This window comes from Gilliamella sp. wkB308 (assembly GCF_001690185.1).
Classification (GTDB): domain Bacteria; phylum Pseudomonadota; class Gammaproteobacteria; order Enterobacterales; family Orbaceae; genus Gilliamella; species Gilliamella apicola_I.
The window spans coordinates 1-19081 of the sequence record NZ_LZGN01000042.1 but is presented as its reverse complement, the minus strand read 5'-3'; the positions used below and the strand labels follow the sequence as shown (position 1 = coordinate 19081).

The 19081-nt window shown below is 38.3% G+C and carries 20 protein-coding genes; 14 read left to right on the top strand and 6 right to left on the bottom strand.

The features are described 5' to 3' along the window. Positions 1 to 16: 16 nt before the first annotated feature. A complete protein-coding gene (locus tag A9G10_RS11200) occupies positions 17 to 352 on the bottom strand; it encodes a winged helix-turn-helix transcriptional regulator (RefSeq protein WP_065558029.1) in 336 nt (111 codons plus the stop codon). A 187-nt stretch (positions 353 to 539) separates the two neighbouring features. Between A9G10_RS11200 and A9G10_RS11195 the strand changes: the two genes are divergently transcribed. Then, a complete protein-coding gene (locus tag A9G10_RS11195) occupies positions 540 to 1175 on the top strand; it encodes an NAD(P)-dependent oxidoreductase (protein WP_065558030.1) in 636 nt (211 codons plus the stop codon). A 107-nt stretch (positions 1176 to 1282) separates the two neighbouring features. On the opposite strand, the gene flhA is transcribed toward A9G10_RS11195, so the two are convergent. The 5 genes from flhA to flgA form a co-directional block, all read right to left on the bottom strand. After that, positions 1283 to 3370, bottom strand: a complete 2088-nt coding sequence (flhA, locus tag A9G10_RS11190) for a flagellar biosynthesis protein FlhA (RefSeq protein ID WP_065558031.1) — start codon at positions 3368 to 3370, stop codon at positions 1283 to 1285. An 8-nt stretch (positions 3371 to 3378) separates the two neighbouring features. Next, entirely contained in the window at positions 3379 to 4518 is a 1140-nt protein-coding gene (flhB, locus tag A9G10_RS11185) for a flagellar biosynthesis protein FlhB (protein ID WP_065558032.1), read from the bottom strand. A 142-nt stretch (positions 4519 to 4660) separates the two neighbouring features. Continuing rightward, positions 4661 to 5095: a flagella synthesis protein FlgN gene (locus tag A9G10_RS11180; RefSeq protein ID WP_065558033.1), complete on the bottom strand. Its 435-nt coding sequence runs from the start codon at positions 5093 to 5095 to the stop codon at positions 4661 to 4663. Between the two features lie 26 nt (positions 5096 to 5121). Next, entirely contained in the window at positions 5122 to 5418 is a 297-nt protein-coding gene (gene flgM, locus A9G10_RS11175) for a flagellar biosynthesis anti-sigma factor FlgM (RefSeq protein WP_065558034.1), read from the bottom strand. Between the two features lie 72 nt (positions 5419 to 5490). Next, positions 5491 to 6150 (bottom strand): flagellar basal body P-ring formation chaperone FlgA, encoded by a 660-nt coding sequence (flgA, locus tag A9G10_RS11170; protein ID WP_081298968.1) that lies wholly within the window; start codon positions 6148 to 6150, stop codon positions 5491 to 5493. A 153-nt stretch (positions 6151 to 6303) separates the two neighbouring features. Between flgA and flgB the strand changes: the two genes are divergently transcribed. The 13 genes from flgB to A9G10_RS11100 all read left to right on the top strand — a co-directional run. Beyond that, positions 6304 to 6714: a flagellar basal body rod protein FlgB gene (flgB, locus tag A9G10_RS11165; RefSeq protein ID WP_065558036.1), complete on the top strand. Its 411-nt coding sequence runs from the start codon at positions 6304 to 6306 to the stop codon at positions 6712 to 6714. Between the two features lie 5 nt (positions 6715 to 6719). Continuing rightward, positions 6720 to 7124 (top strand): flagellar basal body rod protein FlgC, encoded by a 405-nt coding sequence (gene flgC, locus A9G10_RS11160; RefSeq protein ID WP_065558037.1) that lies wholly within the window; start codon positions 6720 to 6722, stop codon positions 7122 to 7124. 13 nt (positions 7125 to 7137) lie between these two features. Continuing rightward, positions 7138 to 7857, top strand: coding sequence for a flagellar hook assembly protein FlgD (locus tag A9G10_RS11155; protein ID WP_065558038.1), 720 nt, complete (start codon positions 7138 to 7140; stop codon positions 7855 to 7857). A gap of 17 nt (positions 7858 to 7874) precedes the next feature. Continuing rightward, positions 7875 to 9086, top strand: a complete 1212-nt coding sequence (gene flgE / locus A9G10_RS11150; RefSeq protein ID WP_065558039.1) for a flagellar hook protein FlgE — start codon at positions 7875 to 7877, stop codon at positions 9084 to 9086. 14 nt (positions 9087 to 9100) lie between these two features. Further along, entirely contained in the window at positions 9101 to 9856 is a 756-nt protein-coding gene (locus A9G10_RS11145) for a flagellar basal body rod protein FlgF (RefSeq protein WP_065558040.1), read from the top strand. Positions 9857 to 9871: 15 nt separating this feature from the next. Then, complete coding sequence (gene flgG, locus A9G10_RS11140) at positions 9872 to 10654, top strand: flagellar basal-body rod protein FlgG (RefSeq protein ID WP_065558041.1); 783 nt, start codon at positions 9872 to 9874, stop codon at positions 10652 to 10654. A 9-nt stretch (positions 10655 to 10663) separates the two neighbouring features. Further along, positions 10664 to 11356: a flagellar basal body L-ring protein FlgH gene (locus A9G10_RS11135; protein WP_065558042.1), complete on the top strand. Its 693-nt coding sequence runs from the start codon at positions 10664 to 10666 to the stop codon at positions 11354 to 11356. An 11-nt stretch (positions 11357 to 11367) separates the two neighbouring features. Beyond that, positions 11368 to 12477, top strand: coding sequence for a flagellar basal body P-ring protein FlgI (locus tag A9G10_RS11130; RefSeq protein WP_065558043.1), 1110 nt, complete (start codon positions 11368 to 11370; stop codon positions 12475 to 12477). Positions 12478 to 12493: 16 nt separating this feature from the next. After that, positions 12494 to 13537, top strand: a complete 1044-nt coding sequence (gene flgJ / locus A9G10_RS11125; protein ID WP_065558044.1) for a flagellar assembly peptidoglycan hydrolase FlgJ — start codon at positions 12494 to 12496, stop codon at positions 13535 to 13537. 678 nt (positions 13538 to 14215) lie between these two features. After that, positions 14216 to 16786 carry a T6SS effector phospholipase Tle3 domain-containing protein gene (locus A9G10_RS11115; protein WP_065558046.1) on the top strand — a complete coding sequence of 857 codons (2571 nt, stop codon included), beginning with the start codon at positions 14216 to 14218 and terminating at the stop codon, positions 16784 to 16786. Continuing rightward, positions 16783 to 17538, top strand: coding sequence for a T6SS immunity protein Tli3 family protein (locus A9G10_RS11110; RefSeq protein WP_065558047.1), 756 nt, complete (start codon positions 16783 to 16785; stop codon positions 17536 to 17538). Before A9G10_RS11115 ends, A9G10_RS11110 begins: the two co-directional genes overlap by 4 nt. Beyond that, positions 17535 to 18404, top strand: coding sequence for a T6SS immunity protein Tli3 family protein (locus A9G10_RS11105; protein ID WP_065558373.1), 870 nt, complete (start codon positions 17535 to 17537; stop codon positions 18402 to 18404). The genes A9G10_RS11110 and A9G10_RS11105 overlap by 4 nt, the downstream gene beginning before the upstream one ends. 251 nt (positions 18405 to 18655) lie before the next feature. After that, positions 18656 to 19081: T6SS immunity protein Tli3 family protein (locus tag A9G10_RS11100; protein ID WP_218837352.1), on the top strand; the 426-nt coding region annotated here is incomplete at its 3' end.

The window sequence follows — 19081 nt, the reverse complement described above, 5'->3', positions numbered from 1 at the left end:
TATTCATGTTAAAAACCTATTTCTTAACACACTGCCTTAACTTATAAGCACTTCCCCACTCTAACATGGCGTCATGCACTTGTTTTAAACTTTGTCCAACATCGGTTAAAGTATATTCCACTTTCGGTGGTACTTGGGCATAGACTTTGCGATGAATTAATCCGTTTTTTTCCATGGCACGTAGGTGCTGGGTTAACACTTTTTGCGATATTCCGTCTAAGGATTTTTTTAATTCTCCAAAGCGTTTTGTACCTGTTAATAAATCACGAACAATTAAGACTTTCCATTTATCGCCCATTAACATAAGCGTAGTTTCGACTGGACAAGGGGGTAAATTTTCATTGAGAGACATATTAAAAATCCTTTAAATTCAATTATAGTATTAATTTGGTAACTATATTACTGTTTAGTACCTACTTTACAATAGATACTTAGAATATTAATCTAAAAACATTCATTACTTAAAGATTTTTCTTAACATAACCTAAAACCAGAATCCAACAATATTATTAAATTGAAAAGAATAAAGGAGTAAAAAGATGAAAATAGCTGTTATTGGTGCAAGTGGTAAATCTGGCAGTCTGATAGTTAAAGAAGCAATTGCACGTGGGCATGATGTGACGGCAATTGTCCGTAATCCAAATTCTCATGTTAATCCTAATGCAAAAATCTTAGTTAAAGATCTGTTTGATCTGACTTATGAAGATTTGAAACCTTTTGATGTTATTGTCGATGCATTTGCAACATGGAGCCTTGAATCACTTCCTCAACATCAAACTAGTTTAAAACATTTAACCGATATTTTAAGCGGTAAACCTAACCGTTTATTAGTTGTTGGTGGTGCAGGTAGTTTATATGTCAATCCTGAACATACTGTTCGTTTAGTTGATACACCGGAATTTCCAGAAGAGTTTAAACCATTAGCTAATAATATGGCTAAAGCGCTCGATGAATTAAAAAAATGTCAGGATGTGAACTGGACTTACTTAAGCCCAGCTATTGAGTTCATTGCCGATGGCGCAAGAACAGGTCACTACAAAGCAGGCGGTGAACAGGTCTTATTCAACACTCAAGGAAAAAGCCAAATTAGCTATGCTGATTATGCCATAGCCATGGTTGATGAAGCAGAAAATGCCAAACACATTAAACAACGTTTTACAGTAGTGACAGAATAAGATAAAAATCTATTTTATATAGTGAACAGCTAATGCCTGTTCACTATATGATAGCGCTTTTTATTGCTGAATTTTCAATTTAAGCGTGATTAATCAAATTACTGGTACTATTCTACACCAATTTGACAAGTCATTTTGATTTCTCGATTATCCGTGATTTCTAAGTTTGACAATACCACAAGCTGTGGAAAATGGGGTCTTAAAAATTGTGAAAGCATCGGTCTTAATGTGTGGTTAACCAAAAGTACAGGCGGTGCACCAATGGCATCTTGCTGATTTAAAGCCTGCTTAACTTGTTGAATAATATGATCCGCTAATCCCGGCTCAACATTACTGGTATTTTGGAGTGCTTGTAACAACAATCGCTCCAAATTCACATTTAAACCAATGACATTAATTGCTCCATTGCCCGGAAACCATTGTTGTGTTATCACTCTTCCTAATGCTATTCGCACTAAGCTAAGTAATTGATAAGCATCGTTTTGATTTGGTGCATGTTCACTTATGGTTTCGATAATTGTGCGCATATCACGTATTGACACTTTTTCGGCAATTAAATTTTGGAGTATTTTATGAAAAGTCGTTAACGTAATAACGCCCGGTATAAAATCCTCCACCAATTTTGGAATATCTTGTTTAACATGATCCAGTAACTCTTGTGTTTCCACTCGTCCTAATAAATCACTGGCGAACTGTTGTAACAAATGATTAAAATGCGTCGCAATCATGGTGCTGGTATCAACAACGGTATAACCTAAGATTTGAGCATTTTCTTTATTGCTAGCATCTATCCATACCGCAGGCAAACCAAAAGCAGGCTCGGTAGTGGCTATTCCGTCAATGGTTTCTGCCACATTACCCGGATTAATCGCTAACCATTTGTTATTTACGATTTCACCTTTCCCTATTTCCCCCCCTTTTATAAACAACTTATATTGATAAGGGGCAAGAGATAAATTATCTCGAATATGAACTTGAGGTGGCAAAAAACCAAACGTTTGAGCAAACTTTTTCCGTAAACTGCGTATCCGACCCAATAATTCACCATTCTGAGTCTGATCTACCATAGGAATTAACCCATACCCCACTTCCATTGCTAAAATATCTTCAATACTGACATCCGACCAAGATGCTTCAATATTACTGGGTGTCGTCGCTTGCGTATCAACTTGCTTAGTGCTGGCAGTCGTATCATTTTTTTTCTGCTTGTTAATCCACCAAGAAAGCAAAATTAATATTGCAGTAAACAGTAAAAACACCAGATTTGGCATACCCGGAATCAAACCCAATAATCCAATGACAACCGCAGTCAAGATTAATACTTGTGGATTTTTAAACAACTGGTTTAGCATCTGTTCACTGATGTTTTCTTGTGATGTGACTCTTGTCACGATCACGCCAGCAGCCGTTGAAATAATTAAAGAAGGGATTTGAGCAACCAGACCATCACCAATAGTTAATAATACATACGTTTGCCCCGCATCCGCTAGTGCCATACCATGTTGTACGACCCCAACTAACAGCCCGCCGATAATGGTAATTGCCATTATCAATAAGCCAGCAATGGCATCACCCCGAACAAATTTACTTGCCCCGTCCATTGAACCATAAAAATCGGCTTCTTGGGTGACTTCGGCTCGGCGTGCTTTGGCTTCGTCTTCACCAATTAATCCAGCATTAAGATCCGCATCAATAGCCATTTGCTTACCGGGCATACCATCTAACGCAAAGCGAGCCCCGACTTCGGCTATTCGCCCGGCCCCTTTGGTGATAACCATAAAATTAATAATCACCAAAATGATAAAAACTACAATACCTATCGCAAAATTACCACCTACCAGAAAATGACCAAAGGCTTCAATCACCCGACCTGCGGCATTACTGCCAGTATGGCCTTTTAACAGAACAACCCGCGTTGAGGCAACATTTAATGACAAGCGTAATAAAGTCGCAAACAGTAACACAGTTGGAAAAGCCGCAAAATCAAGTACACGCTTAGTAAACAATGCCACAATCAAAATAATGATTGATAACGCAATATTGAAGGTAAAAAACAGGTCTAACATAAATGCAGGTAAAGGTAATACCATCATTGAAAGAATCAATAAAATCAGCAGTGGACCTGCTAAAATCTGATAATGCCCTTTTTTAAGCCCATTGGTTGATAAAAACGAAACTATTTTATTTTTAATCATGTGATTAATTACCGCCTTGGTTGATTTTCTGCTAATGATTCAGGTACTGGCAAATTGTTAGGTGTCATCGGTTTATCACCGCCATATTTATGCCACCGTTTTAATTGATAAACCCAAGCAAGAATTTGCGCAACAGCTGTATATAATTCGGTTGGAATGGTCTCGCCAATTTCGCCATAACGATACAAAGCCCTAGCTAGTGGTGGCGCTTCTAATTGTGGAATATGATGTTGATTGCCAATCTCCTTAATTCTTAAAGCAACCAAATTCGTTCCTTTTGCCAATACCTTAGGGGCGATCATGGTTTTTTCATCATAATGTAAAGCAACCGCATAATGCGTCGGGTTGGTTACAATGACATTTGCTTTAGCGACATCTTTCATCATGCGACGCCTTGCCATGGCTTGCTGCATCTGCCGAATACGGCCTTTTATTTGAGGATTTCCCTCTTGCTCTTTAAACTCATCTTTAATTTCCTGTTTTGACATCATCAGTTTTTTTAAATTACTCCAAATCTGATAAAAGATATCAAAGCCAACCATAGGAATAAGTGACAACACCATAAATAACCCACAAATTAAAATAAGATCTATCGCTTTAGTTAATGCGCTATTTAGGTACATTTTGGGAAGAGAAAGCAGGTTTGGAAACAAGTCTAATAATAACAATGAAGCAGCTAGGGTAATTAATATGACTTTTAGCATACTTTTAAATAATTCCGCTAAAATTCGTCGACTAAACATCCGACCAAAACCAGAAATCGGATTCAACTTTTTAAAATTGGGTTTAATTGATTGCCAACTAAATAACAAACCACCCACACAAAGCGGCGCCACAATAGCAAAGATAACCAATGCAAAAAACAGAGGAACAATAGCCCAAAAGCCTGCGGTCATCAACTCAATCAAATTTGTCAGAATACGAGATTCATCATTTACACGAAAAGAGACTTGCATCGCTGTTTTTATCATGATGATTAACTTTTGGACTAATGTAGAACCCATTAACCAAAATAGCATAATGCCCACCAACAAAATAATGACGGAAGTCAATTCTCGTGAACGGGGTATCTGTCCCTTCTCTTTAGCTTTTTTAAGTTTGCTATCGGTGGGGCGTTCGCTTTTATCTACATCACTTTCATTAGCCATGATGGGGGTTAATAGTATCTAACTGTCTAAATAGAAATAAAATAGTCACAGTATGAACTTAACACACTAAAGTTATTGGCTTGATTAAACGACAAATTAAGGTGTATTTAACGCGTTTGCAGTGAACACACCGCAATCATCATTAAACTTTTGCTCGTTTTGATGAGATTGTTTCGGTTTGTTGATAACCATTATTGGTATAAACAACCGGATTATGAATACTTTTTAAATGATCGATAGTTTGCTGAGTACGATGCATACGATTTTGAATAATCAAACCATTATCACGATTGATATTCGCTAATAACCGCGTAGTAGTTGTAATGGATTGCCATTGCTCTGCCAGTTCTGGATTTTCACTATAGGGGGAAGATAAATTGAGTTGTTTACTGGTATTAATTCGTTTTTCATCTAATAATTTTAATTCGATAAGTAATTGACTCTTTTTATTAATGATTTCATTAAGTTGATTGATAGAACTGTTTTCAATAAGCACTTGTTGCTCGGTCTGCAAAATGTCTGAAAGTGTTTGTAACATGACGGTTATTTTATTTAAGATGTCATTTAATTCTAACATTTTTATTTCCTTTCAAACTTTACTTACTATTCAATATTTTCAATCATCTGTTTGATAAGTTCATCAGCTATTTTTGTGGTGTTTATCACTAATTTACCTTCAGTAATAGCCTGTTTTATACTTTCAACTTTTTCCATGTCAATATCATTATGCGTAGACTGTAAAAGCGATAAAGTATTTTGACTTAATGTCACATTAGCACTGCTGGTCAGGCTATTTTTTGTCTGCTCAGATGATCGTGGGCTTTTTGGTTGCTCATTGATAACATCACGATTAAGTAATCCTGCTATTGTCGTTACCGATTTAGTCGCGTCTATACTCATAAAATACCTTTGATCAAAAATTTAATGATTTGTTTAGTCTAATTATCGGCAAAAATAAAAAAATCATTAATTTTATTTATCGAAAATTGTCACACCCGCTTGCGTAACAATACCTTCAACAATATTGCCAGAATTAAGTTTTACACTAATATGATCATCTAAGGCACCGTTATTAAGAGATTTACCTTTTGTCGCAATCACATACCCCTCTCCATTAATCAACACTTTCACCATTTGACCGGCCTTAATGTGCCAATTTTGTTGTAGCATTGAAGTTCGAATTGGCTCATCAAGATCGATGTTACGTAAAGCAATATGATTAATAATGTGCTGCTTATTTAAAATTACCGAATTGGCTAGAAGATCAAGTCGTCCCAACTTTGACCGTATCAATGCATCAGTAATGATAGTTCCTGCACTGATAGGTTTATCTGCGACAAAATAACGTCCCTCAGCACTGACTTTTATTTGCAAATACTGAGTTTTATTACCACATTTAACGCCAATGGTCATCGTACCCCACTGTTTTTTATTATTCAGTAGCGTAATTTTGGGCTCATCACACATTAACTGCGGTTTAGGCGAAATATAAGATATTGAAATATTATCGACAGGAACCGTTATATGTTTTGAAACTAAATCATTCACCGCTCTTTCAAATGAATCAGCCATCGCCATATTGGTCACCAATAATAGTGAAATAAGCTGTATTAATCTAAAAACCTTAATCATATTTGCTTGTTTTAAAATTATTTGTAAGCCGATTTTACTGTATGAACAATTTTATTGAATGTTGAAATAAAGACAATTTTTGTTGTTATTTATACGATGAATTTTTTTTGATTCACATAAAATTTTAAATATCAAACAAAGTGAGACGATTTTATGCTGAATAAATTAGACACCTTTATTAATTTTCATCAACAAGCATTAAATGTACGTGAAAAAAGACAAACTATCTTAGCATCAAATATTGCTAATAGTGATACACCGAATTATCAGGCTCGTGATATTGATTTTAATGCCGAATTAAAAAAAGCACTAACTCATCAGAATAATCGCCATCACCTACAACTTAATGTAACGTCGAATCAACATATACAGATCAATGCACCTGCTATGACAAATGTAAATATGCTTTATCGTATTCCTTATCAAGCATCCGCTGACGGTAATACAGTCGAAATGGATCAAGAACGCACAGCATTTATGGATAACAGTATCCACTATCAAAGCAATTTAACTTTTTTAGGTGAACAATTTAAAAATGTAATATCTGTATTACAGCAAGGATAATCAGTATGAGTTTTTCAATTTTTGCAATTTCTGGCTCGGCCTTAATGGCACAAACTCAGCGAATGAATGTCAGCGCCAGTAATTTAGCTAATGCTGACAGCATCACCAGCACCTCAGGAAAAGCATACCAAGCAAAACAAGTTATTTTTCAGGTGGATAATAACGGTGAACAAAATAGTATTGCTGGCGTTAAAGTCGCCCAAGTGATTGAAGACCCGGCACCCATGAACTTAGTTTATGAGCCACATCATCCATTAGCCGATGAGAAAGGTTACATCCAAAAACCCAATGTCGATGTTGTTGCCGAAATGGTCAACACCATATCTGCATCACGCAGCTATCAAGCCAATGTCGAAGTCATTAATACCGCCAAAAGCCTAATGTTAAAAACACTGACATTAGGTCAATAGTAAGGAGTGATAGATGGGTGTAACAAATGTGTCTGTATCCGAATCGGTAGGTGTAAACGGCATTCAAACCAAACAAAAAAGTACAACTGATGGAAATTCGAGTAAAGAATTACAAGATAACTTTTTAACGCTACTGATTGCCCAGATGAAGAATCAAGATCCAACCAACCCAATGGATAATAGTCAATTAACCTCGCAACTTGCTCAAATTAACACGTTAGCGGGGATTGAAAGATTAAATACTACGCTTGGTATGGTATCTGGGCAAATTGACGATAGCTTATCGGTCAATGCCAGCAACATGATTGGTAAAGGGGTAATGGTACCTGGCAATAAAATTTTAGTGGCGACCTCTGAGCTTGAAGGTAGTGATAACGAAACCGAAACCATTACCACACCATTTGGTTTTGAGCTAATGCGCGATGCGGATTCAGTCATCATTACGATTTTAGATGAAAATGGTAATGTCGTACGTGAAGTCGATTTAGGTTCGATTCCTGCTGGAGTTAGCTCCTTCACTTGGGACGGTCAGCTAAACGATGGCACCACCGCCCCAGATGGCAGTTATACCTTTTCGGTCAATGCCAGTTACGATGGACAAAAAGTATCTTCAACGTCACTTGGCTATTCGGTTGTCTATGGTGTGATAAACAGTAAAGTTAATAATAAAGTATTACTCGATTTAGGAATACTTGGTTCAATTAGTATTGACGAAGTACGTCAAATTCTTTAAAAGGGGATAAAATTCAAATGGGATTTTCTCAAGCAATTAGCGGCATGAATGCTGCATCAAAACAATTAGACGTCATTGGTAATAATATTGCCAATTCTGCAACCGTTGGCTTTAAAAGTGCGAGTATCTCATTTGCCGACATGTATGCCGGATCAAAAGTTGGTATGGGTGTGAAAGTTGCAGCCGTCATGCAAAATTTTGGTGACGGAACAACAACCGCCACTAACAATAGTTTAGATGTTGCTATTTCAGGCAATGGTTTTTTTCGCTTAGTGGATAGTAGTGGACAAATTTATTACAGCCGTAATGGTCAATTTCAATTAGATGCGGAGCGCAATATTATCTCGGCGGATGGTTTGCAACTCACTGGCTACTTAGCCACAGGAACACCGCCACAAATTGCACAAGGTGCAGCACCGGGACCGCTTAAAATTTCACAAGAAATGTTAAATGCTGCCGCCACGACAAAAGCATCATTACAAACTAACTTAAACTCAAATAGTACAGTACCTGAAAAACAGCCCATCAATGCACTTGATGCCGATACGTTCAACTACTCAACAACGCTGACAACTTACGATTCGCTCGGTAATCAACGTAATGTACAACTGTTTTATGTCAAAACAGCCGACAATCAATGGGATGTGCATTATCTTGACAGCAGCGATCCGAATGCAACATTACAAAAAATGGGGCAAATGGAATTTGATTCATCCGGTAAATTAATCAGTGATCCAGAAATGACCGTAAATATTAACGGTATTAATGGCTCGGCTGACAACACGTTTACACTATCACTGGCTAATAGCTCTCAACAAAATATGGGCAAAGAAGTAGGCAGTATCAAAACCCCTGTCGTTGATGGTTATGCACCGGGTGACTTAGTCGGGTACAACATCAATAATGACGGATCGATTTACGGTATCTATTCTAACCAACAAACCATGTTGTTAGGTCAAATTGCGATGGCGGATTTTGCCAATGTAAACGGACTAGAGTCAGCAGGCAATAACAATTGGCGTTCAACACTCCAATCAGGCGCTGAAGTATTAGGTATTGCAAACTCAGGTACGATGGGCGCATTAACCAGCGGTGCAGTGGAATCATCCAATGTGGATATGAGTCAAGAATTAGTCAACATGATTGTTGCCCAGCGCAATTATCAATCTAATTCGCAAACCATAAAAACGCAGGATCAGATACTCAACACATTGGTTAACTTGCGTTAATTGAGGAATAAATTATGGATCGCGTTATTTATACCGCCATGTCGGCAGCAAGTCAGACACTTCATCGGCAATCGATAACCAGTAATAACCTAGCCAATGTTTCAACATCGGGGTTTCGTGCCCAATTAGCCGCAATGAAAGCGGTGCCTATTGTTGGCAGCACTATGCCAACCCGAACAATGGTCACGGCAACCACTCCCACATTTGATGCCAGTATGGGGGCATTTAATTATACTGGTCGAGAATTAGATGTTGCTTTAGCCGAAGATAACTGGTTAGCAGTACAACTTGCCGATGGTAGTGAGGCTTATACCCGTAATGGTGCGATCCAAATTGATGAAGAAGGTACATTGCGTGTGCAAGGATATCCTTTAATGGGTGATGGCGGTGTACTAACCGTTCCGCAACAATCAAAAGTCAGTATCAGTTCAGACGGGACTTTATCAGCTTTAGGCGCAGGTGATAAACCGACCACCATAGCCCAAGTGGGTAAAATTAAAAAAGTCCAACTTAAACCCAACGAAATAATTCGGGGTGATAATGGCTTGTTTCAATTGACTGAACAAACACGCAATGCCCGTGGCGCCGTATTACCCGATAATCCCAATGCCAAATTGATGTCGGGCGTATTAGAAGGCAGTAATGTTAATCCCGTTGTCGCAATGGTTGATTTAATCAGCCACTCTCGCCATTTTGAAATGCAAATGAAAGGGATCACAACCGCTGATGAAAATGCCCAAAAAGCGAATCAAATATTATCACTGACTTAATTAGGAGTATCACCAATGATTAAATCACTCTGGATTGCCAAAACCGGTTTAACCGCACAACAAATGAATATGGATATTATTTCCAACAATTTAGCCAATGTCAGTACCAGTGGTTTTAAACGGCAAAGAGCGGTATTTGAAGATCTACTCTATCAAACTGTTCGCCAACCGGGTGCACAATCCTCAGAACAAACTACCTTACCGTCAGGCTTGCAAATCGGTACAGGGGTAAGACCGGTTGCTACCGAACGAATTCACAGCCAAGGTAATTTAGAATTAACCGACAACAGCAGTGATATTGCTATTAATGGACAAGGCTTTTTCCAAGTGCTATTACCCGACGGCACTCAAGCTTATACTCGTAGTGGCGCATTTCAAGTTAACCAAAATGGACAACTCGTCACCGCCAACGGTTATGAAATTCAACCGACCATTAATATTCCCGCAAATGCGATTAAAATGACGGTCGCGCGTGATGGTATTGTCAATGCCACCCTTGCTAATCAATCCTCGCAAGTGCAAGTAGGTCAACTGACATTACACACCTTTATTAATGATGCGGGGCTTGAAAGCATGGGAGAAAATCTTTACTTAGAAACCGAAAGTTCTGGTGCGCCAACTGAAAACACCCCCGGGCTAAATGGTGCAGGATTGCTATACCAAGGTTATACCGAAACATCGAATGTCAATGTTGCCGAAGAGCTGGTAAATATGATTCAAGTACAACGTGCTTATGAAATTAACAGTAAAGCGATTTCAGCATCCGATCAGATGCTACAACGATTAAATCAGTTATAAATTAATACCATGATAAACGTGATAAAATCCCTGTATATCGTGATCGCTACGCTGTGCTTAGTGAATTGCGCACAATTACCAAAAAAGCCATTAGTCAAAGGCGAAACAAGCATCGTTCCGCAAATGCCAGAAATTGTTAACACCAGCGGCTCTATCTATCAAGCAGCACAACCAAGTAATTTTGGTTATCAACCCATGTTTGAAGATCGCCGTCCACGCAATATTGGTGATGTGCTAACTATCGTGTTACAAGAAAACGTCAGCGCTAGCAAAAGCTCATCAATCAATGCCGGACGTAACAGTTCATTGAATTTAGGGGTAAAAGCTGTGCCCACTTTTTTAGATGGACTGGTTGGACGGGGAAAAGTCGAAACAGACATGTCTGGCGGTAATGATTTTAAAGGTTCTGGAGGAGCAAACGCTAAAAATACCTTTAGTGGTACTATTACTGTCACCGTACAAGATGTCATGATAAACGGCAATTTAAAAGTCATTGGTGAAAAACAAATTGCGATTAATCAAGGAACCGAATTTATACGATTTTCAGGTGTAGTTAACCCTCGAACAATTAGCGGCAATAATACCGTTATCTCAACACAAGTAGCCGATGCCCGTATTGAATACGTCGGAAATGGCTACATCGATGAAGCACAAACAATGGGTTGGCTACAGCGTTTATTTCTCAATCTTTCACCGTTTTAACGAGTTTTAGCATGATAAAAAAAATACCTACTCTTATCTGTTTTATCTTAATGATGATTTTAGCGATACCTTATAGTTACGCTGAACGCATCCGTGATCTAGTCACCATACAAGGGGTACGTGATAATGCATTAGTGGGTTATGGCATTGTGGTAGGACTTGATGGAACGGGCGACCAAACCTCACAAACACCGTTTACGATTCAAAGTATCACCAATATGTTGTCTCAATTAGGTATTACTGTTCCAACAGGCAGCAATATGCAACTTAAAAATGTTGCTGCGGTTATGGTTACGGCAAAATTACCTTCTTATGCACGTGTAGGACAACAAATAGATGTCGTGGTATCTTCACTTGGTAATGCCAAAAGTCTACGAGGGGGCACATTAATTATGACGCCGTTAAAAGGCGCAGATAACCAAGTTTATGCCATTGCTCAAGGTAATCTATTTTTGGGTGGCATGGGCGCAAGTAGTGGCGGAAGTAGCGTAAGTGTCAATCAATTAGCTGGTGCGACAATCCCAAATGGTGCAACGATTGAACGTGAATTAGCCATGCGATTAGATGAACAAGACATTATTCACTTACATCTGAATCAATTCGATTTTACTCGTGCCTTAAAAATCTCCGAAGCGATTAATAAATTACAAAAAAACAGTGCTGTGGCACTGGACGGTACGACGGTGACAGTCAAAATGCCTGTTACCAGTCAAGAACGGGTTAAATTATTATCACGAATACAAAATCTTGAAATTGGTGCTACGCCGATCTCAGCCAAAGTTGTCATTAATACTCGTACTGGGGTTGTGGTCATGAATCAAAAAGTCCAGCTGGATAACTGCGCTGTCGCGCATGGTAACTTATCGGTTGTCGTCAATAACAAACTCAAAGTTAACCAACCCAATACACCTTTAGCGGGTGGGGAAACAGCGGTCACACCTGAAACACAAATTGCGGTTGAAGAGCAAGGTGGTGCATTGCAAAAAGTCACTGCAGGGGTGAATTTAAATAGTGTGATTAAATCGCTCAACTTATTGGGTGCCAATCCGACCGAATTAATGTCAATCCTTGAAGCACTTAAAAAAGCCGGTTGCTTACATGCTTCGTTAGAAACCATTTAGATATAAAAAATAGAATATGAATAATCTGATTAATCAATCTGTTCACCGTTTTGCCTATGATGTAAATGGATTAAATCAATTAAAGCGCGATGTGGCAAAAGGGACTAATCAAAGTATTAAACAAGTTGCCGAACAATTTGAAACGCTATTTATTAATATGATGATGCAATCAATGCGTAAAGCAGTGCCGGACAGTGGATTATTCAATCAACCTGCAACCCAACTCTTTACATCGATGTTTGATCAGCAAATTGCTCAGCAAGCAGCGGGTAAAGGGTTGGGGCTTGCTAATATCATCACCAAGCAACTCACGCATGGCAAACCTTTGTCATCAAATATATCGTCATCGGGCACTATTCCTATTCAACCTCAAAAATCGTCGCAACAACCTAACCTTAAACTTGCACAATCTTTATTTAGCAACGCATCAGCGACAGTCACGCCCGAAGCATTAGGACAAATGCTTTATCATAGCCATAAAATCGATAATGCATCAAAAATAAATGCATCTGAACTCACATCGTTAAAACCTGCCGATAAGGCAAATCAAGATCATGTAACCGCATTTGTCAAAGAATGGATTGTTCCTGCTCAACAAGCTTCAAAAAGTTCAGGTATACCTTACGAAGTTATCATTGCACAAGCCGCATTAGAAACCGGTTGGGGACAAAAACTGATTAAAACCGCAGATAACCAATCAAGCCATAACTACTTTGGTATCAAAGCCACGCCAACATGGCAAGGTAATGCGACTCGATTAACAACACAAGAATTTATCAATGACCGAATGATAAAAATTCAAGATAATTTCAAAGTCTATACCAGTAAACAACATGCATTAACCGACTATATTAATCTATTAACCCAAAGCCCTCGCTACCAAGCGGTGGTCAAAGCACCCGATGCAAGAACCGCCGCCAAAGCATTACAAGCAGCAAAATACGCAACCGATCCCAACTACAGTGACAAACTCATACAAATTATTGCCCGTATAGAACAAATTGCTCAAACACACCCCACCACCCATGTAACAAGTTTTAAACGAATTATGTTTAATTGATTGACTAAAAAAACCAATCTAACGGATAACGTTTTACCATTAGCAACCTTTTTTAAAACACAATATGGGTTGTTTATAAATGCAATAACCGCATAGTCATAAATGCCTTATATTGTTAGTGATCGCCTTGATTGCTAACAAGCTACTCACCTTGTTTAAACACTTATCTCGATAATTTTAATCAAAAAAAAAGTTGCATTGTTGAAAAAAAAGACGTATTTTAACTAGACTAATTTTTATACTGATAGTTATCTAATTCGGTAAAAAATTATCACTATCGAACACCAAAGGAATGCACAATGAACACAAGGAAATCGACAATAAACAAGCAAAATTTTTTAATCAACGTTTTGTCGCTTAATCACAATTTGTTCACCATTGTTAATTTTAAGCAATTGTCGATTTTATTCATGTCTGTCATTAACCATAACAGGTTACCCCTAAAACTAACCACCTTTCGCGTTTTATCAATCAATCATGTTAAAACAACCCTTTTTAAAAATTGGTTGAAAAAACTCAATAAAAATACCAATAGTCTTAAACAATCCACTCAATGGCATTACGTATTTTATCAATGGTATAGAACATCAGCTCATGGATTAAATAGTGAAAAAATCAAAATTAACAATAACAAAAATAAATCAATTATAGTAAAAAGATTACCCAAGGAGTTAATTTATGACGGATAAAAATAGCTATGATGATGTCATTGCCTGTGTTGAAGGCGTAATAGGAGTACCGGAAAAATCGACTGATGTCATGAAAACCCACGTCGTTGATGTACCTGCACCATTGCCATGTATTGTTATTTTAATTCACGGCGTTAACGATGTAGGCGAAGCATTTCCTAATTTAGATAAAGGCATTTGTGCGGGGTTAAACAAACGTTTAGGACGTAACGATTTAAAACCCAATAAATGGAAGTGGACGCAAACCGACCATGAAAATTTTTCGCCCAGAATGCAAATGTTTACAGAATGGACAGAACCCAAGATAATTAAGGTGCCATTAAAACCGTGTGAGGAAAAACATAAAGGTAACTCGCCAATTATCCCTTTTTACTGGGGGTATCGACCGGTTGATATTGATAGTTATTACACTGAACAAAAAGCGTACGAAGAACGACTAAAAAAAGATAAAAAAGCCGAACTACCCTATGATGCTTATTGGGTTGAACGTGAAACCAAAGAACTAAAAGACATGTTTGGTTTTTCCAAATTAAGCAGTGATCAATTTGGTAACTGGATCGATCACCTTTTTACGCGTAATGGTGGACCGTTTTCTGACGCCACCACCTGCATACCCGATATGTACGGTCCCGGTTTAACGTCTATAACAAATTTCGTGGCTACATTAGGGTCACCAAAAGGGTCAAAAGCTTATGAAAATCCGCACCGAATTTATATGGTATTCGCTGCTTATCGATTAGCTAAATTAATAAAAGAGATTAGGGATGATGACAAATTAAAACATGCGCCAATTAATATTGTTGCCCACAGCCAAGGCACCATTATTACTATGTTAGCTAATCTAATGCTTAAAGACGAAAATTACTTACCGGCAGACTGCGTGATTATGGCTCACTCACCGTATGCGTTTGATGGCACATTTTTAGAAGGGCAATCAAAAGAACTGGGCATGGCGGTACAAACCAATAAAGCACGGGAACAAACCTTTATCAATTTTGTAGATGCTATCGAACAAGGACAGAATTTACGGGAAAAGATGTTTAAAGATCCTAAGGTATTAATCGAAAAATATGTGGCATCGCCCCCAATAAAACCCGATTTACTCAATCCTGCCACGCCTGATTACGATTTTACCAATCCGCTGTATTGGCGTGACAATTTCGGTAAAGTGTATAACTACTTTAGTCCTAATGATCAGGTCGTTTCGTTAAGAAGCATTCAAGGAATGGGTTGGCAAGGTATACCGAACTACGTTTTTAAACAGTGTGGGGACAAATTAAGGCAACGTGCCTTTGGGCATGGTTTTCCGGTGGGTGAAAATCCTGATAAGTTTATTTTTTTTAGACCCAGTGGAACATTCAAGATTGATTTGCCCACATATATTGATAGAAAAGCTTTGCACAACAGATATTTAGAAATTGTTAAAGGTAATAAAACTACAGTGAGAGTCTTTTTAACCCAAGATGAAATTTCGCTAATTAATCAACATAATCCGGTTAAAAATGGTCGTTACTATAACGGCTATTACGATATACTCAAAAGTAAACTCGTTATTCAATACAAAATAAATGACGAAGACTTAGAACGATTAAAACAAGATCAACAATCCGGGCTTTATTCGCCAACAGAAACAGGGGCAGATAGTGTTTTTGATGCTAACCTATACAGTAATGCTAGCTACGCAGTAGAGGAGCAGTTAAAAGTAAATGGCGAACAAGTACCTATCCCCATTACCTACACCGGCTGTGGAAAAAGCGCACAGACTGAGTTAGCCAAAGCAATTTATTATCATGATCAGTTTATCCAACAAGATAAATATAGACATTACGAAAATGATTATAAGAAATCGGAACATTATAAGCCTTACCCGAAATATACATTTGAATATCGGGGACCTAATCGCCCCAAAAAGCCATGGAGAGGATTGGCACCACATACCAATATTATCGATCTTCATTACCAATGGAAAAAAGATCGAGAAGCAGAGCACCCTGAATGGAAAAACGTTGCCCACTTCCGATTTACCGACGACCCTTATAAATTCGAAGTTTGGTGTTTTCCTGATGAAGACGAAATCAGACAAAGGATTTATGAAGACGTAAAAACCCAAGCATCTACACCCGTGGATAGCAGCCACCACTCTGGCATAACCCTACACGAACAGGTACCATCGCATATTATGGCGTATGACCTTGCCCTTGGCGAAGTCAGTATTGCAAGTAAAGCCAATCAGCGAACTTGGCATCGGCTAATTAATAATGCCGACTGGCGGTCGCGTCAAAATGAAGAGAAAGAAACAATAATCTACCAAATTTCGGGTATTTTACCTGATGGAATTAAGAAGAGTATGAATCTTTTAAAAGGCACTGTACCTAAGAGCGTAGTGAATGAATTTAGGTTTGTTGGTTCGTTAGAAGGGACTTACTCGCTAATGAAAGATACTTTCACCAGCTCACCAACTAAAATCCCTGATATTCTTAAAAAACACTACCCATATATGTTTGATGAAGATATACAATGGCCAATGCCTGAACCTATCACCAAAAGGAGAAATAAATGATTATTCTAGCAATATTGCTTACCTTAATTGGAGGAATAAGCTTTTCTTGGTTATCCATTAAGCGACATCATTTGGGCTGGCAAGTACTCAGCTATCTTATCTATATTTTTAGCATACTCGCTATTTCACCCATTACCGATTTGCAAGAGCAAAAATATGTTAGTCCTTCGCAAATTGTCTATCGGTTTGACGAAAACCGTTATCTGTTATTAACCGGCTACCGTTGTAATGGACAAGTCTATTTTATTGATGATAAAGAGCAAGTCTATTATCGTTTAGCGGCTCACTCACAACGAATTTATACCGAACCCTATCGTCACCCCGCTAAAAACTATATTTCTGTTCCTTTATCAGATCTGTCGGCTATTGATATTTCTATTGACGGTGGGCGTTCCTTTAGAAGCATTCATTTAGCGAATAGGTACTGGTTAGGCAATCATGATTCTCCCCAATACGATGTAGTTAATGACCAAGCCTTTATTTTAGCTAAAGATGGCAATGTACATGCCTCGGAACGCCCTTTTGGCACGAAAGCGCCACATATGTTATCTAAATGGGATCAACATAAAAAAATATTAGGTCGCAGTCAAATCATTCCCGACACCATTCCCCCGATTCCCGATGATTACACCGGATGGGACAAAATGCAGTGCGATTTTGATGCCGATGAAGTTAAATTACCCAATAATCTGTCTTTATTGACGGTCTTTCAACAATGGCTAGGCACTGCCAAATCAGGAACTTATCAATGAAACAGACATTCGTTAAATTATGTATTATGTTATTTGCTGTGCCAGTTGTACTGATTGGTATTTTATCAATCATTGCCCCTTTTCCAAGTTCAGAGCCAATGCCTCTGCGGCCACCTAAACCCGAACCGCGCGACGGGTATCAACTTTTTTATAGCATTGCCCGAAACGATGAAGTGCTGAAAAAATCATTCTATTATGTCAGCACCAAACGGCAGGTGATTTACCGCTATGATGCTGACCGCTACCTTGAACTGCAAGGCGAAAATTGCAGCGGGCATATTTGGTTTCATGACGATAAAAATAATATTCATACCTTAATTCAAAAACGGTTTTATACCGCCTATGACTTACCTAAATATCACTATTACAATCCCGGCAAGCAGTATATTGCCATTCCTACTCAAAATTTAACCGATTTTGCCGTTTCGGTTGATGGTGGGCGGCATTTTATTATTGCCGTGGTATCCCCCATGGCAGCGGTACCCGGTGATGAAGTCGATTTCTTTATTGGTGTGGATGATTCGCCTATTCAAGGAATTTATGACAAACCAGGAAACTACAATACTCCTATTACCATTTCGGGCAATACCGGCTATTTTGTGTTAAAAAATGGCGAGGTAATATTTGGTGCATCCTATGATTATCAGTATATTAATTATGGGCAAGGTTTAAGATATAACCAATTTTATTATCCTTCCGCCGCTTTTTCTGATGAACGGATTAGAGACGGCTCTAATTTTGGTGCTTATAAAAGACTTCTATATAATCAAGAATATAAAAATCGGGTTGAGTCAATGAAACATATCCAACCCAAACCTTACCAAGGGTGGGATAAAATTCGTTGCGAAGTCGGGGCGGAAAAATAGTCATGTTAAGTATTGCCCTTATGTCCCCCCTTACAGGGGGCTGGATTTTTGCTAACACCCTGTTTAAACCACGTCTTAAACTTGTGCAAGCAACACGTATTGGCTGTTGTTATTGGGCATATAAACAATTTTACCGGTGAATAAAGAATGCAGTGCGATTTTGATGCCGATGAAGTTAAATTACCCAATAATCTGTCTTTATTGACGGTCTTTCAACAATGGCTAGGTACTGCCAAATCAGGAACTTATCAATGAAACAGACATTCGTTAAATTATGTATTATGTTATTTGCTGTGCCAGTTGTACTGATTGGTATTTTATCAATCATTGCCCCTTTTCCAAGTTCAGAGCCGATGCCACTGCGGCCACCTAAACCCGAACCGCGCGACGGGTATCAACTTTTTTATAGCATTGCCCGAAACGATGAAGTGCTGGATAATTCATTCTATTATGTCAGCACCAAACGGCAGGTGATTTACCGCTATGATGCTGACCGCTACCTTGAACTGCAAGGCGAAAATTGCAGCGGGCATATTTGGTTTCATGACGATAAAAATAATATTCATACCTTAATTCAAAAACGGTTTTATACCGCCTATGACTTACCTAAATATCACTATTACAATCCCGGCAAGCAGTATATTGCCATTCCTACTCAAAATTTAACCGATTTTGCC